Consider the following 14,922-nt stretch of genomic DNA (forward strand, 5'->3'; position numbering starts at 1 on the left):
AATGAAGCAAATGAAGCAACTTTCCCAAGGCAGCAGTGAACGAAGACATAAACGTTATCGGCGAGGCAGCAGCGATCGAAAAAATCGTTATTATCACCGGGGCAGCAGTAGCAGCAATCGGCGGTATAAACGATCGCCAATGAGTGGAAGCAGCTACTACAAACGGAGAGGAAGAAGCAGCAGCTAATTTTTACTCAAAGGCTCTTGTGCTTTAAGTGCGCTATGAAGATCAGCTAAAATTTCATTCATATTTGAGTATGGTTCATTAATTTGTACTAACCTTTTCAATAAATAAACGGTTTCCTTTTTTAAAGAAAGTTCTTCTGTCCAAGGAAGAGCTTTTTTATTTTTTGAAGAGTATGTTGTATAAAGCAAAAATAAAAGTATTTCTCCTAAATCGTAATAATCTTGTTGCTTCAATTTTAGAATACCTTCATGTGAGTGATGAGGATCGACTGTAGCGCTATACTTTGCCAAACCAAAATCGATCAAAAATAAATCCTTCTTGTTTAGTAAAATGTTTGGGATACGTAAATCTTGATGGTAAATGCCCTTGCTGTGAATGTAATCAACTAATTCAAGCAGATAAGAGAGAATTAGTAATGAATCTTTCTCATTAAAAGCTTTTTTACTTGAGAAAATTTGGTCTTCCAGATTATCACCTTCCATTAAACTCATGACATAAAATAAGTTTCTGTTCGATGAAAAGGATTCAATTAACATCGGAATATGTTTGTGGCTCAGTGTACGCAAAACAACGATTTCATTTTCAAACAACTCCATTTCATTTTTAATGCGGTGCTTACTTGGTCGAAGCTGTTTGACTACTCTTTTCTCGTTAGCTTTTAAATCTTTACACAGATAAACTATTCCAAAGCTTCCAACTCCTATAACACTTAAAACTTCGTAGCGATCGTTCAACATTACTCCATTTTTAATCGGTCTATCTACAATAAGCTGAAATATTTTTCGAATTATACGCAAAGTTAGATTCAAACCTTTCCAAATTAAATCCATATAGATAACAATTTAAATATATTGGTAGTACATTCAGTAAGTATACATCCATATTTTTCTTATGACGATACTTAATCGGAAGTTCCTCTTTTGTGATTTATGGTAACGCATGATGAAACAAGGTGATGATTACTTATCTTTCTATATATTTTACACAAAATCCTCGTGAATTTAGATATAGATTATTTTGTTGTACGTGTATAAATATAGAAAAATAAACCAACCTAAACCGAATGAACAATAGGGAGGAATTTTGTATGCCACAATTTGTAAGAGACATCATGACATCTAATGTTATGACAATCAATGAGACTCAATCTGTACAAGAAGCCGCGGCTATTATGAGTCAGTATAATGTTGGGGCTATACCAGTTGTGAACAACAGTGGGCAAATGGTTGGGATTATAACAGACCGTGACATCACGTTGCGTACAACTGCACAAGGTCAAAATGCTCAAACACCAGTTTCTCAAGTAATGACAGCCCAGCAAATGGTGCAAGGTACCCCGGATATGGATGTGCATGCGGCTGCACAATTAATGGCCGAGCAGCAAATCCGTCGGTTGCCAGTTGTAGAAAATGGCAAATTGGTTGGGATGATGGCATTGGGAGATTTAGCTGTACAAAATCAATATGCTAATGAGGCTGAACAGGCACTTGCCAGCATTTCCACACCATCTTCTCCACAGTCTTAGAATAGAACAGAGTTTTTTTGCAGTAACTGACAGATCTCGAAAAAGTGTTTCTTAAAATGCTTTTTACACCAGGTCAGGCTTCAGGCTAATCCTAGTGAACAAGTATTTCTGCTTCTATTAATTGTTGAAAAATCTAATTTTGGTTAATGACAAAATAAAGAAATTATGTGTTAAAATGAATAAAGAAAATGGAGAGTAAATCAAGATTTAGGATTTACTCTCCACTTTTATTTTGACAGAATTTCTAAAAAGATAGCGATCATTAACTTAGGAGTGGAACGAGATTGAATAAAAAAGATATAGCAAATATTCGCAAGCAATTCAAAGTGAATAATGATTTATTAAAACTTAATGAAATCTTTAATGTATATATCATGAAAGAATCGAGTGATATTTACCATCATCAAAGTACACCATTTGAGATGCTCGAAGTTGAACAGCAGGAATTATTTATGGCTAATTTTAAAAAAGTACTATCTGGCCAATTGGATGAGAAAGTATTTGAACTAAAATTCCAGCGAGATGTGGAGAATAGCAGTCAGCTTATTCTGCATCAAGGTCTGCTTAGTCCAGATACAGAGGACTGGAAGGAACAAATGCTCAAGCTTGTTGAGAAAATGCTAAAGGATAAGCAATATGAAATGGATATTGTCGTTACGTTTATTCGTGGAGAATATAGAAAGCCGATGAAGCGCCAAAGTGAAGAAGGCGAAGAAAGTGAGAAAAACACCGTTTACTCCCATCCCTTTATCCTATGCAGTATGAATAAGACACTAGATCCGAAAAAGGAATTACTGTTTGATTATGTGGAAAAGGAATTTAAATATAACTTTGTTGTGGACCCAATTATTAATTTAAACGCACCGATATCCGGATTTTTATTCCCTTGTTTTACGGACAATGCGGCAGATGTAAATTATATTCTCTATTCAGCTGGGAAAGCGAACGAATTAAACTATCATTTTATTGAAGAAGTATTAAATGCGGAAGAGGCTATGACTGCCGGGGAGGATAAAATTGTCTTTGAGGAAATTGTGAAAAAGGTTGTAGGCGATCAAATCGATACAGCAACGCTTTCAAATGTATATGAGGAAATCCATAGAGTCGTAGAGGAAAACGAAGAAGAGGACGTGCCAAAACTAGATTATAAGGATGTAGAGAAGGTTCTGAAAAACAGTGGGATAGAAGATATTGATACAGAGAAGGTCGAAACAGCTTTTAAACGAGTGATTGATGATGAATCCTATGAATTAAAAGCGAGCAGTATCATGCCGAAGTATAATTCAAAGTCAATTAAAATTAAGACGAAAATAGCGGATATTTCGATTAGTCCACAAGATTTAAGGTATGTCCGTCAAATCCAATTCGACGGCAAGCTCAGCTTAATGATTGAAGTAGAAGAAAACACGGTCATTGAAGGATTTGAAGTGATTCCAGAGGTTTTATTTGAAAAAAAACAAGAAAATGAAGAATAATGGAGACCCAATTTTAGTTAGAGCCAGCTAGAAAAGTATCATACTTTTCTAGCTGGTATTTTTTAGTCTGCTATTAATTATTCTCCGCCATTCTGCCAAGCGGACCATCTTCAACAATAATATCCTGAATGTCATAAACAGAGATTGGGAACATTGGGAAACCAAATACATATGGGGTAATATCATATAGCTGAAAATATATGACAAGGGTTTTGTCTGCAATGTAGTAGTCTTGGTTCGGAGCGATTTCCTTAAATTCATTAATTAATTGGATATCACGTTGTTTAATCTGTTCTTGAATTAATTGGGAGAGGCGTTCGACATAATTGCTGCCAGGTTTAAATAAATCTTTCAGTTCACAAGGCTTTTGCTTTTTAAGGTCGTAGGTTAAGGAATTAATAAAGGTCATACCATGGGCAGCGTGATAACAATAAGCATAATTCGTAAAGGTAAAGCTTAGAACATCACGTTGATTATTTTTAATTTCAAAATAACCTAGCATTTCTTCAAGTGTTGTTGGTGAATCTCCAACTTGCTGGTCAATTAGCTGTTGTGTTTTTAGAACAATGCTTCGGTTGATTGCTTGCTCAAGCTCTTGATTATGCGTAAGGAAAACTCGTGGATAATAAATAGTCTTATTCACTTCATCGCTTATCTGAAGTGTTTGTATCTCTGTTGGGAGAGAGATAGGCATTTTTCTCATCCTTTTTTAACACATCTTATTCCTAAAAGATGTAAGATGTGAAAACGGTATCGGCAGCACCGTCCTTATTGCAAATTTATATTGTTAATAACAACGAGGTTATCCATGAAATTTGCTTAGATAACCTTTTTTAAGTCAAGGATGAGTATAAAACACGTAATATTTTGTTTATTTAGTGCTGAATTCAAAGGTTTACTTGTTCTTATGTCGAATTATTTTATAAAGATTATTAATAATAGGAGCTGAGCCGATTGAAAAGTACTGAGATGGAAAAGCATTTTAATAAATTAATCAAGCAGCGAGAGGCTTTTTATCATAATAGGACATTGAACTTTGAGCGGGGTTGGAATAGACCTTTTCCTGACAAGTGGTCAATAGGTGAAACGTTATATCATTTGTTCTTAATGGTAAAGTTGTTTAGGCGATTTTCGAATTTCTATATTCCCGTCATGCTGCCACTTGCTTATGTTCGAAAGCAACAATCCTATAAAACAGAAATACATAATATTTATGAAGAATATAAGGACAAAAAGAAAAGATCAATGCGTGCCCCTTCACTGATTATGCCGCCTTCTGGTCTGGAGAATAAATGGAATGTTACTGAAATTGAATGGTTTTTGGAATATGAGACAGAACAGCTAAAAAATATACTGAAACATATTCCGCAGGATGTGGCGGGACAAATTTATTATCCAGATCCTATTGCCCATTATCCGAACTTAATTCAAAGCATTCATCTTATCGCTGTACATGAAAAGCATCATTTTGATTTAACCTTAAAATACTTTTCAGAAAGTGATAAAATGTAAATCGCTTACGACCCACAAATGTAGAAGAAATCGTTAAACCTGCTAAAAAAGGCTGACTTGACTAAATGCTCCGTCAGCTTTTTTTCATTAAAACGTAAAGCGCATAACTTGTTCGCCTTCATTAATTAGTCCTTCTACATCTTGGAAACCTAATTTTTCGTAAACATATTTTGCATGTTGATTAACTGGCTCATAAGACAGGGTGATCGTTTGATGGTGCTCTTCTTTCATCGTCTTAATATCATCGATGATAAGTTGAATCGCTTTTACTCCATAACCTTTTCCTTGATGCTTTTGATCAATCATCATTCGATAAATCCAGTACTCATTATCCTCTTCGTCCATTCCATAGAGTGCAAATCCAATCATTTCCTCATCAAGATAAATTCCTTTTGCATGGAAATTTTCAAGAAAATTTAATTGAGCCAGTGAAACCGCATTTGATGCCACAAACCCCACTTGATCTTCCCGAACACGCAGTGAAATAGCCTTCAGCCAATTGTCCTTCGTAATCGTTTCTAAATACACCATATTTATTCCCCCTCTTTTGAATTATACACAATATTTACAACATTTATAGAAATATTTGAAGCGTCTCCTGCACTATGTTTATTTCTATTTTATAGTACCTAGTTGGTTTTCATAAGCTTGGTTGCTTTCTGACTCTGTATGAAACCAATTTACACAGCTCAAATAATGCCACTTCCCTGCATCGTTCAAAAAGCTGTCACGAAGACATCCTTCTGTGCTCTAAATCACTTCTTAAGTGTGATGTGCTTCACTTAATTCATTGCTTATCCATTTTAAAATGGACTTAAGAAGGATAAGGGAGGCGTCATGAATGGAAATAAACAAAGATATGAAAGAAAAAGTAAATGTTACGGATGAGGAACATTCTTTTAAAGGAGCATTATTTTCTTCTGTTGTTTTTGTTGGAGGATCTATCGTCGCTTTTACATTATTACTCATTGTATTTTATATGATCAGAATTTAACAAGGGAGGTATAAGGATGAAATTACATCGTGCTGAAGAGATTTGGTTAATTGTCGGTGTTGGAATTATTATTTTAGCTATGGTTTTTACTGGTTACCAGGCTTTTGCGCATGGAATGGCACCCCCAAGTGGGATGGAAACACTTGATCCTCAGAAGGTGGATGAAACGGCACCATTTGATAATCCTGGCATTTTTGAGGTTGGAGCGGATGAGTACGAGGTTGTTATGACACTGGAAGCATTTCGGTTTAATCCAAATGAGATTGAAATTCCTGCTGGTTCAGAAGTACATTTTACGATGACATCAAAGGACGTAGTGCACGGTATTCAAGTAATTGGTACAAACATCAATGCGATGGTAACACCTGGACATGTACAACGCATTTCGCAAAAGTTTGATACTCCTGGTGAATATCTAGTCATTTGTAATGAGTACTGTGGTGTTGGGCATCAAATGATGGCAATGACAATTGTTGTGAAATAAAGGAGGGAAGCAAAATGGATTTAGCTGAAAAAAATGTGTTTCATCATAAAATCACGGAAGCATTAGGAGTGAATGCAAAAGATGCAACGTTATCATTAACTTTTTTAGTCGTTTCTTTTACAGCACTATTAATTGGTGGAGTTTTAGGATTGCTGCAAGGTCTAAATCGAGCTGGGTTATTCGAATTGCCAGCATGGTTTGATTATTATCAGACGCTGACAGCACACGGTATTTTATTGCTGCTCGTATTTACGACAACATTTGCTGTTGGTTATTTTTACGCAGCATTATCCCATACACTCGGAGGACTTCTTCCTAAAGTTAGAAACATGGGCTGGATTGCTTTTGGATGCATGGTAATCGGTGTTGTCTTTGTTGCAGCAACTATTATTACGGGTGAAGCTTCGGTTATGTTTACCTTTTATCCCCCAATGCAAGCATCTCCATGGTTTTATATCGGATTAGTATTTCTAGTAGTAGGAATCTGGATTGCTGCATTTGGAGCATTTATCAATGTGGCGCATTGGAGAAAAAACCATAAAGGACAGCATATCCCATTGCTGGCATTCTTTGCAACCGGTGTGTTCGTCATGCTTGTATTTGGAAGTATTGGGGTTGCTGTTGAGGTATTAACGTTGATTCCATGGGCTTTCGGCTGGAAAGAGACCATTAATGTCATGCTTAGCCGGACATTGTTCTGGAGCTTTGGTCACACGCTGGTAAACATTTGGTATTTAACAGCAATTTCTGCATGGTATGTAGCCGTGCCGAAAATTATTGGCGGAAAGGGATTTAGTGATGCATTAACACGTTTAGTCGTTATTCTATTAGTTATACTGAATATTCCAGGAGGCTTCCACCATCAAATTGTTGACCCAGGAATTACAGAAAGCTGGAAATTTATCCACGTATTTATGAGTTTATCCATTGGTTTTCCATCACTCATGACAGCATTTGCAATGTTTGCTGTATTCGAACGTACTGGCAGAAGAAAAGGCGGAAAAGGTCTATTAGGTTGGTTTAAAAAATTACCATGGGGAGACGTTCGTTTCTTAGCTCCATTTATTGCGATGGCTGCCTTTATCCCTGGTGGAGCTGGTGGGATTGCGCAAACAAATAATCAGTTAAACCAAGTCGTCCATAATTCATTATGGGTTGTGGGACATTTCCATTTAACAGTTGGCGTTACCGTTGCATTAACATTTTTCGGGATTTCGTATTGGTTAATTCCATATTTATCAAAACGTAAATTCACATCACAGATTAATCGATTAGGTATTATCCAAACGATTTTATGGACAGTTGGTATGTTGTTTATGGCTGGATCTATGCATGCAGTTGGACTCTTAGGCTCACCACGGAGAACCTCCTATACAACTTACGGGGACCATCAGGCAGCATTAAGCTGGGATCCATATCTGATTTTCCTTGCGATTGGAGGAACACTTCTAATTGTCGCAGTGTTGCTCATGGTTTATATCGCTGTTCATCTGATGTTCTTTGCGCCAAAAGGAAAAACGGAATTTCCAATTGCAGAGCAAGAAGCGGATGCTTACCCTGCACCAAAATGGACGGAAAGATGGGGGCTCACAATTGTATTACTAATTGCAATTGTCGCCATGGGATATGTCGTTCCAATCATTGAAATACTCGATGTACCAGGATCTCCGCCATTTAGAACGTGGTGATTCATTTAAAATCGAAAAGGTAGGGACGTAACTAAAGTGTTAGGCGTGAAAAACGAACGATGCACAAAAATAGCGTAGGAAATATACGTAGACTCCCGCGTGAGGGAGGGCATAGGTGAGACACCGAAGTGCGATAGCACAAGGGGGCTCACCAGCCGCCCTAAGGTGCGCAGAGCATATCTCTGGAGCGGGGCGTTCGGATTTTTCCTATATTAAAACAAGCCCCAGCCTCATGATTAAAAAATCATTGTAGGACGTGATTGTATGATCAAAAAGCGGAGTACATTCGCACTCATCATTGTTATCGTGTTTGGTTTTGGGCTGTTTTTAATTGGTACAGACGGATTTACAGCTTATACAGCTGAACAGGCAAGAACAATGAAGCTGGTTGAAGAAAAGCCAGAGTTTCCTAAGGTAACATTAGAGGATAGCAAGGAAAGGGTATACTCACTTTCTGAATTTCAAGGGAAATACGTCATGTTAACCTTTATTTATACAGCATGCACGGATGTTTGTTTGTTGCTTGAAATGAATCTTGCACAAGTTTATAACCAAATTCCAGAACAATATATCGGTGAGGATATTGTATTTATGAGTATTAGTTTTGATCCTGAAAATGATGATCCAGCAACATTAGAACATTATCGCAACTATTTTAATAGTGATGGGGAAACATGGCGGATGGCAAGAATACCTGACCAGCAAGAACTAGATGGACTATTGGATCGTTTTGGTGTAATCGTCATTCCAGATAATAATGGTCACTTCGCTCATAATGCTGCATTTTATTTAGTCAACCCAGAAGGAAAGCTTGTAGATGTGATGGATTACGAAAATATTGATCAAGCAGCAAGTAAAGTTAATGCTATCCTGCGAACTGAAGTGGGGGATAAGTCATGAAACAACCAATCTATGGATTAGGTATCTATCTATTCTTAATGCTTCCACCTGTAGTTACACTATTGGAATCGATAATGGTTGTTCATATGCATATGCAAATGCCATTACTCGTGATGGTGGGGATGCTGTTCACCCCATTCCTCCAACAAACCTTCCCAGCGTTTTTTGAAAAATGGAATGAAAACGGTGTGCCTGGAATTGTGTTATTTATGATTATCATAAGCTACTGGATGATCCCGCGTACGATGGATGAAGCATTAACCGTTTCTGCCGCAGAAATTTTCAAGTTTATTAGTCTGCCATTCTTAGCTGGAGTCCCACTGCGTGATAGTTGGAGTAAATTAACAATAAAAGGTAAAAACAGCATCTTTATTCTTCTAAGTATCCTTTTTGGAATCATGGCTTGGATTTATATCTTATCCCCGAATCAAATTTGTAATAGCTACTTAATAAAAGAACAAAAGGCACTAGGTTGGACATTTTTATTAACCGGACTATGTATCGTGATTTATTTTATTCAAACGCTATTTATTGATAAAGAAGAATATGGTGAAACATGAGGCAATGAAAAGGAACGCATTCTTAAAATAGAAATGCGTTCTTTTTTCGTGTTATTGCCTGTCATTTCGATTAAACTAAAGGTAGATCATTACCTGAGGGGATTGAAACAGCACATGTCAAAGCAAATAATTCAACAGGAAGAAAAAACGGCTAAAGTAAAAAATCGCAAAAAGCGAAAAAGATTAGCGCTCATTATTGGGGCTTTATGTATCCTGTTATTCTCAACAAAAGCATTTATGGATACCAACATATTTAAAGTGAATCGCGTCCATTTTCAGACGAATAAAATACCAGCTGGCTCTGGCTTCACCATTGTTCAAATTAGTGATGTACATAATAAAGTTTTTGGTGATAACAATGAAAAGTTGTTAGAAACCGTAGAAGGAATAGATGCTGATATTATCGTATTGACGGGTGATCTTGTAGACAGACGGACAACTAGTTTCGATTATGTCTTTTCATTGGTTGAGAGACTGACAGCACTGAATCAGCATGTCTACTTTGTCTCCGGTAACCATGAATGGGACAATCCGAATCGAAAATCTCTCTTGGATGGCCTTGAAAAAAGGAATGTAAAGCTATTAAACAATCAACATACTGAGCTTGCAATAGGCAATACAACACTTAATCTAGCAGGGGTTGATGATGCATCAACTAATCATGAAAATCTTGATAGTGCGTTTGGAAATTTGGATCAAGAAAACTATACGGTTTTACTATCCCATACACCCAGTATGTTGGATAAGCATAATGATATTCCAGCAGATTTAATTTTAAGCGGACATACCCATGGAGGACAAGTGAGAATCCCGTTTATCGGCGCTTTAGTTGCCCCAGACCAAGGGTTTTTCCCTAAGCTTGAGAAGGGGATATATGAATTTGGTACGAACCAGTTTCTTTATATTGATAGTGGTCTTGGCACAAGTGTTGCACCCATCCGTTTCCTTAATCAAAGTCAGCTTAGTGTAATTAAGATTACTGGAGAATAATCAAACAGTGCCTTTCTAGTATCTTTTGGATAGAGTTGAAAGGCACTGTAAGGTTTAAAATAATTCTTCTTTTAATTGTTTTGTATTTAACACCGTATTTCCACTGCTATCTGTTGATATGAGTTGTTTTTTCTTTAGTTGGGTGAGAGTTCTGCTAACGGTTTCTCTGCTTGAACCAATCATGTTTGCTAAATCCTTATTGGTAAAATGCGTCGTTAGTGTAAGCCTTCCTGCCGCAGTTTCTAATCCGTGTTTTTTCCCAAGTCGAAGTAATAATAGAATAATTTGTTCATAGGTGTTACGCAGTATTTTTTCCTCAAGACGGTTTTGCAAATCAACAATTTTATCTCCTAGAACCCGGAAAATTTTAATGCTTACCTCAGGGTTGTTAATTAAAAAGTCTTCAAATAATGGAATCGGAATGAAAGTAAGCACCGCTTCTTCCATTACTTCGGCATGTGCTGGGTAATTATCGTTGCGAAAAAACCCTTGATGCGGAAACATATCTCCACCATTCAAAACATTGATGATTTGTTCTTTGCCGTGGATATCCGTTCGATATATTTTCATTTTTCCTTGATGGATAAAGTATACATTGGTCAGTGGTTCATCTTGCATAAAGACATGAGTACCCTGTCTATATGTTCGATTTTGAGCAATATTTAAAATCGGAGCAATTTCATAATCCGTTAAACTTTTGAAAAGTGGAAAACGCTGTAATAGATTTTTCACTGAATCTGGGTACATTAGGATACCTCCTCCAATTACCTTCTATAAAGCATATCATACCATTCTTTTTCAATATGCATGTGAAAAATGTCACTGTATATCCGTTGATTGTGATTAAAATCACAGAAAACAAGTGCTGTACCTCACAGTCTAGTAAATACAGTGAGCGTATACTTAAAATGTAATAAAAATTAAGGAGGCGTCATCATGAAAAAAGGATTATTATCTATCCTATTTATCGGATTACTATTTTCGCTCGTTGCTTGCGGAGGGGATGAAAATGGTTCAGCAAGTGAAGAAGCTGACAATACGAAAACGACAGCAGAGCAGTCTAACGAAACCAGTGCTTCTGATGAATCGGTGGAAGTAACAAATGAAGTCAATATCGTTGCAACGGACTTTGAGTTTAACCAGGATAAATTTGTCGTTCAATCTGGAGAGGAAGTAACGATTACATTAACAAATGAAGAAGGACACCATGGAATTGCAATTAATGAACTTGGCGTTAAAATTGAGGGGGATGGGGAAGCAGTTATCATTCCGGAGGATCCAGGTGAATATGAAATATACTGTAATATTTTCTGTGGGGAAGGTCACGCAGAGATGGTTGCAACATTAGTTGTTCTATAAGAGGAAGTTCGATTATAAGGTTATCGGGGGTCATTAAATGAACGAAAAGCAATATGCTGCAACCATACATGCACCAGATATTAGACCAAAGATCCGTCATGTAAGGATTCTAGAAACATTTGATCGTTTAAAGTCTGGAGAAATGATGCACCTTTCGAATACGCATGATCCTAAACTGTTATACTATCAATTTTTAATTGAACGAGAAGGTACTTTTCATTGGGAATATGTTGAAGAAGGCCCGGAGGTTTGGAGAGTAGAGATAGAAAAGAGATAATAATTAAAGTAGCCCCTGTCTTTGATGGTCAGGGGTTTCTTATTTATGAAGATAAGTGATAAACCTCACATAAATAGTTATCGAATTAGTCTACACTGAAGCTAAACTACCTGAAAGGGACGAAAGCGATGTTTAATCGAGATTATAATGAAAACCCGTTTATTGTTATATGGGAACTAACCCGTGCTTGTCAGCTGCATTGTCTGCATTGTCGTGCAGAAGCTCAGTATCATAGACACCCATTAGAATTAACGTTTGATGAAGGAAAGAAATTAATCGATGACATATACGATATGGACAATCCCATGCTTGTTTTTACAGGGGGGGATCCGCTAGAACGTCCAGATGTGTTTAATATTGCTGAATACGCAATCCAAAAAGGTGTCCGTGTGTCTATGACACCATCAGCCACACCAAATGTAACCAAAGAGGCGATGCAAAAGGCTAAAGATATTGGACTTGCCAGATGGGCATTTAGTATTGATGGACATTGTAAGGAAGTGCATGACCATTTTCGAGGAACAGAAGGCTCCTTTGACTTAACGATGAATGCGATTAAGTATTTACATGAATTGGATATGCCGCTGCAAATTAATACCGTAATATCCCGATATAATTATGAATACTTAGATGAAATGGCAGAGATGGTTGAAAACCTGAACTGTGTATTATGGAGTGTGTTTTTCCTTGTGCCGACAGGACGAGGGAAAGAATCAGACATGATTACACCTGCTGAACATGAAAAGGTATTCCGATGGTTGTACAAATTATCCAAACGAGTTCCATTTGATATTAAGACAACCGCTGGCCAGCATTATCGACGTGTCGTTATTCAGCAAAAAATGCGAGAACATACAGGTATGAGTGACAAAGACCAAATTTTCTATGAAGATGCGATGAACCAAGGAAAAACAGGACAGATTGATGGACTTGGACGTGCACCAAAGGGTGTTAATGATGGAAATGGCTTTGTGTTCATTTCCCATACAGGAGATGTGTATCCAAGCGGATTACTGCCAATTCGTGCTGGAAATATCAGACGCACGCCACTTGCAGAAATCTACAGAGAATCAGAGGTCTTTCAAAATTTGCGTAATCCGGATAAATACAAAGGAAAATGCGGGGTATGTGAATTTCGCCATGTTTGCGGAGGATCAAGGTCACGCGCATACAATGTAACGGGAGATTATATGGAAAGTGAACCGTATTGTGTTTATATTCCAAGAGCAATGCGTAAAAAAAGAAAAGTATAAAGAACAAAAGTGCAAACGTCCGTTATCGTGAGAAAAATTCGCTAGTCTTTGGGCGATGGATCTGGCCATGGTGTTAAAGTAACGAAGTTGTCCGCAGCATTAGTGCGCTAGCCAATAAAAATCCTGAGTAATATCAACTCAGGATTTTTTCAGCTTGTGTTATATCATTAAATACACCAACATAGTACTTAATCTCGCCAACATTATTCTTCACTGGACTAATGGTAAGTAACTCCGGATACATCTCTCCATTTTTTCGTTTGTTCCATATTTCACCTTCCCAAAAGCCATTTTCATTAATCGAATTCCACATTCCATCATAAAAGCCTGCGTCCTGTTTACCGGATTTTAGAATTGCAGGTGTCTTTCCGAGTACTTCCTCTTTTGTATAACCAGTGATTCGCTCAAAGGCTGGATTAACATTTTGAATGATGCGTTTTTTATTCGTTACCATAATTCCTTCCGCAGCACTTTCGATAATTTTACCTTCAACACTCACTCGTTCCTGATAATACATAAAAATAACAATAACAAAACTTACGAAGGCAAATTCTGACATTAACATGAAAGCAATCGCATGATGACCAGTAATATTTGCAACAGCAGTCAAAAGCAGTGGCGGGAAGAAACCGCCTAGGCCTCCCATTGCGGATACAATACCATTTACAATGCCAGCTTGTTTGGAAAAATACAACGGTACTAATTTAAAGACAGTACCATTTCCAATACCAACCGTAACTCCTACAGCCAGTGCACCAACGGTATACCAAATAATATCAGGTGAGAAGGATAATAGGATGCCCGAAAAGGCAACACCGATAAAAACAAACATTAAAATAATAAATGGATTAAACTTATCTGCAAGCAATCCTCCAACTGGACGAAGCAGGGTGGCAATAATAATAAATACTGCTGTTCGAATCCCAGCATCCACTGGGTCTAATCCAAAATTATCAACCAGAAAACTTGGTAAAAACATAGTGAAGGCTACAAAGGCCCCGAATGTAATGAAATAAAATAAGCTTAGGAACCACAATGTCGTATTTTTATAAACACCTCGAATTTGTTCAACCATGGATTTTTTTACTTTTGCTTCTTTACGATCACCAAAAATAAAAACCAATGCTGAAAATACGACCAAAATAACTAGGAATATCCGTATCGTTCCCTGCCAGCCAATGGAACCAGCTAAAATTGGAGCTCCAAACGTTGTAATGGCGGTACCAATATTACCAACACCGTACACCCCATTAATAAAGCCGTGTTTTTCTTTTGGGTAATATTTCGGCAGTGATGTAACTCCGATGGAAAAGGTTGCTCCACCAATACCTAGTATGAGTCCTCCAATTACAAGATCGGTAAAGGAACTCGCTGCACTTAGGTAAAAAACAGGAAATAAAAGAATGAGAAAGCTAATTAAGAAAATAATTCTTGCGCCAAATCGATCAGCATAAAAACCAATTGGTATGCGCATGAGGGAGCCCAAAATAACTGGAATAGCCGTTATAATTGACGCTTGCCCAGAAGTCAGCGGAATATCTGCTGTGATATATGGCATTAGCGACGAAATGAGTACCCACACCATAAACCCAACAACTAAACTGGATGTTTGTAATGAAAGCTGTAAACCCGGTTTCTTCAAAATAAATCATACCTTTCTCTGGATAATCTTTAATTTACTTCTGTAATTGGTTATAAGTTTAACGAGGCTTGCCGGA

Annotated in this window: 17 protein-coding genes; 12 read left to right on the forward strand and 5 right to left on the reverse strand. The window is 37.2% G+C overall.

Annotated features, from left to right (window positions below):
* Positions 1–183: 183 nt before the first annotated feature.
* The gene (locus NST46_RS10990; RefSeq protein ID WP_341137183.1) at positions 184–1,017 is read right to left on the reverse strand and encodes a protein kinase domain-containing protein; all 834 of its coding nucleotides are present in this window, start codon (positions 1,015–1,017) and stop codon (positions 184–186) included.
* 257 nt (positions 1,018–1,274) lie between these two features.
* Between NST46_RS10990 and NST46_RS10995 the strand changes: the two genes are divergently transcribed.
* Positions 1,275–1,712, forward strand: a complete 438-nt coding sequence (locus NST46_RS10995; RefSeq protein ID WP_095314331.1) for a CBS domain-containing protein — start codon at positions 1,275–1,277, stop codon at positions 1,710–1,712.
* Positions 1,713–1,996: 284 nt separating this feature from the next.
* Positions 1,997–3,187 carry a DUF4317 domain-containing protein gene (locus tag NST46_RS11000; protein ID WP_095314329.1) on the forward strand — a complete coding sequence of 397 codons (1,191 nt, stop codon included), beginning with the start codon at positions 1,997–1,999 and terminating at the stop codon, positions 3,185–3,187.
* Positions 3,188–3,260: 73 nt separating this feature from the next.
* Here NST46_RS11000 and NST46_RS11005 read toward each other — a convergent pair whose 3' ends face one another.
* Positions 3,261–3,881, reverse strand: coding sequence for a DUF3298 and DUF4163 domain-containing protein (locus NST46_RS11005; protein WP_340002922.1), 621 nt, complete (start codon positions 3,879–3,881; stop codon positions 3,261–3,263).
* A gap of 260 nt (positions 3,882–4,141) precedes the next feature.
* Between NST46_RS11005 and NST46_RS11010 the strand changes: the two genes are divergently transcribed.
* Positions 4,142–4,699 carry a DinB family protein gene (locus NST46_RS11010; protein WP_340002923.1) on the forward strand — a complete coding sequence of 186 codons (558 nt, stop codon included), beginning with the start codon at positions 4,142–4,144 and terminating at the stop codon, positions 4,697–4,699.
* A gap of 87 nt (positions 4,700–4,786) precedes the next feature.
* On the opposite strand, the gene NST46_RS11015 is transcribed toward NST46_RS11010, so the two are convergent.
* Positions 4,787–5,230: a GNAT family N-acetyltransferase gene (locus NST46_RS11015; protein ID WP_149473127.1), complete on the reverse strand. Its 444-nt coding sequence runs from the start codon at positions 5,228–5,230 to the stop codon at positions 4,787–4,789.
* Between the two features lie 310 nt (positions 5,231–5,540).
* Here NST46_RS11015 and NST46_RS11020 point away from each other — a divergent pair, with 310 nt between their 5' ends.
* From NST46_RS11020 to NST46_RS11045, 6 genes are all read left to right on the forward strand, one after another.
* Positions 5,541–5,693 (forward strand): hypothetical protein, encoded by a 153-nt coding sequence (locus tag NST46_RS11020; protein WP_158586280.1) that lies wholly within the window; start codon positions 5,541–5,543, stop codon positions 5,691–5,693.
* Between the two features lie 16 nt (positions 5,694–5,709).
* On the forward strand, positions 5,710–6,177 hold the full coding sequence (locus NST46_RS11025) for a cytochrome c oxidase subunit II (RefSeq protein ID WP_095314322.1): 468 nt from the start codon (positions 5,710–5,712) through the stop codon (positions 6,175–6,177).
* A 14-nt stretch (positions 6,178–6,191) separates the two neighbouring features.
* A complete protein-coding gene (locus NST46_RS11030) occupies positions 6,192–7,865 on the forward strand; it encodes a cbb3-type cytochrome c oxidase subunit I (RefSeq protein ID WP_303450274.1) in 1,674 nt (557 codons plus the stop codon).
* A 264-nt stretch (positions 7,866–8,129) separates the two neighbouring features.
* On the forward strand, positions 8,130–8,765 hold the full coding sequence (locus NST46_RS11035; protein WP_149473124.1) for an SCO family protein: 636 nt from the start codon (positions 8,130–8,132) through the stop codon (positions 8,763–8,765).
* On the forward strand, positions 8,762–9,325 hold the full coding sequence (locus tag NST46_RS11040; RefSeq protein ID WP_095314316.1) for a hypothetical protein: 564 nt from the start codon (positions 8,762–8,764) through the stop codon (positions 9,323–9,325). Before NST46_RS11035 ends, NST46_RS11040 begins: the two co-directional genes overlap by 4 nt.
* A gap of 114 nt (positions 9,326–9,439) precedes the next feature.
* Positions 9,440–10,315, forward strand: a complete 876-nt coding sequence (locus NST46_RS11045) for a metallophosphoesterase (protein WP_303450259.1) — start codon at positions 9,440–9,442, stop codon at positions 10,313–10,315.
* A gap of 54 nt (positions 10,316–10,369) precedes the next feature.
* On the opposite strand, the gene NST46_RS11050 is transcribed toward NST46_RS11045, so the two are convergent.
* Entirely contained in the window at positions 10,370–11,062 is a 693-nt protein-coding gene (locus NST46_RS11050) for a Crp/Fnr family transcriptional regulator (protein ID WP_118889953.1), read from the reverse strand.
* 189 nt (positions 11,063–11,251) lie between these two features.
* On the opposite strand from NST46_RS11050, the gene NST46_RS11055 reads away from it, so the two are divergent.
* The 3 genes from NST46_RS11055 to NST46_RS11065 all read left to right on the forward strand — a co-directional run bounded on the left by NST46_RS11055 (position 11,252) and on the right by NST46_RS11065 (position 13,204).
* Positions 11,252–11,674, forward strand: a complete 423-nt coding sequence (locus NST46_RS11055; RefSeq protein WP_303450254.1) for a cupredoxin domain-containing protein — start codon at positions 11,252–11,254, stop codon at positions 11,672–11,674.
* Positions 11,675–11,711: 37 nt separating this feature from the next.
* Positions 11,712–11,951 (forward strand): DUF2249 domain-containing protein, encoded by a 240-nt coding sequence (locus NST46_RS11060; protein ID WP_095314309.1) that lies wholly within the window; start codon positions 11,712–11,714, stop codon positions 11,949–11,951.
* A gap of 128 nt (positions 11,952–12,079) precedes the next feature.
* Positions 12,080–13,204 carry a TIGR04053 family radical SAM/SPASM domain-containing protein gene (locus NST46_RS11065; RefSeq protein WP_095314307.1) on the forward strand — a complete coding sequence of 375 codons (1,125 nt, stop codon included), beginning with the start codon at positions 12,080–12,082 and terminating at the stop codon, positions 13,202–13,204.
* A gap of 133 nt (positions 13,205–13,337) precedes the next feature.
* Here NST46_RS11065 and NST46_RS11070 read toward each other — a convergent pair whose 3' ends face one another.
* Positions 13,338–14,849: a nitrate/nitrite transporter gene (locus tag NST46_RS11070; RefSeq protein ID WP_341137329.1), complete on the reverse strand. Its 1,512-nt coding sequence runs from the start codon at positions 14,847–14,849 to the stop codon at positions 13,338–13,340.
* Positions 14,850–14,922: the final 73 nt, after the last annotated feature.

It is taken from the genome of Oceanobacillus sp. FSL W7-1309, assembly GCF_038002145.1.
Taxonomy (GTDB): domain Bacteria; phylum Bacillota; class Bacilli; order Bacillales; family Amphibacillaceae; genus Oceanobacillus; species Oceanobacillus profundus.

What these genes read in the sequence shown, in the direction of transcription:
- NST46_RS11065 (WP_095314307.1), top strand. Translation starts at nt 12,080, where the DNA reads ATGTTTAATCGAGATTATAATGAAAACCCGTTTATTGTTATATGGGAA.
- NST46_RS11030 (WP_303450274.1), top strand. Translation starts at nt 6,192, where the DNA reads ATGGATTTAGCTGAAAAAAATGTGTTTCATCATAAAATCACGGAAGCA.
- NST46_RS11060 (WP_095314309.1), top strand. Translation starts at nt 11,712, where the DNA reads ATGAACGAAAAGCAATATGCTGCAACCATACATGCACCAGATATTAGA.
- NST46_RS11040 (WP_095314316.1), top strand. Translation starts at nt 8,762, where the DNA reads ATGAAACAACCAATCTATGGATTAGGTATCTATCTATTCTTAATGCTT.
- NST46_RS11020 (WP_158586280.1), top strand. Translation starts at nt 5,541, where the DNA reads ATGGAAATAAACAAAGATATGAAAGAAAAAGTAAATGTTACGGATGAG.
- NST46_RS11015 (WP_149473127.1), bottom strand. Translation starts at nt 5,230, where the DNA reads ATGGTGTATTTAGAAACGATTACGAAGGACAATTGGCTGAAGGCTATT.
- NST46_RS11045 (WP_303450259.1), top strand. Translation starts at nt 9,440, where the DNA reads ATGTCAAAGCAAATAATTCAACAGGAAGAAAAAACGGCTAAAGTAAAA.
- NST46_RS11025 (WP_095314322.1), top strand. Translation starts at nt 5,710, where the DNA reads ATGAAATTACATCGTGCTGAAGAGATTTGGTTAATTGTCGGTGTTGGA.
- NST46_RS10990 (WP_341137183.1), bottom strand. Translation starts at nt 1,017, where the DNA reads ATGGATTTAATTTGGAAAGGTTTGAATCTAACTTTGCGTATAATTCGA.
- NST46_RS10995 (WP_095314331.1), top strand. Translation starts at nt 1,275, where the DNA reads ATGCCACAATTTGTAAGAGACATCATGACATCTAATGTTATGACAATC.
- NST46_RS11005 (WP_340002922.1), bottom strand. Translation starts at nt 3,881, where the DNA reads ATGCCTATCTCTCTCCCAACAGAGATACAAACACTTCAGATAAGCGAT.
- NST46_RS11055 (WP_303450254.1), top strand. Translation starts at nt 11,252, where the DNA reads ATGAAAAAAGGATTATTATCTATCCTATTTATCGGATTACTATTTTCG.
- NST46_RS11050 (WP_118889953.1), bottom strand. Translation starts at nt 11,062, where the DNA reads ATGTACCCAGATTCAGTGAAAAATCTATTACAGCGTTTTCCACTTTTC.
- NST46_RS11035 (WP_149473124.1), top strand. Translation starts at nt 8,130, where the DNA reads ATGATCAAAAAGCGGAGTACATTCGCACTCATCATTGTTATCGTGTTT.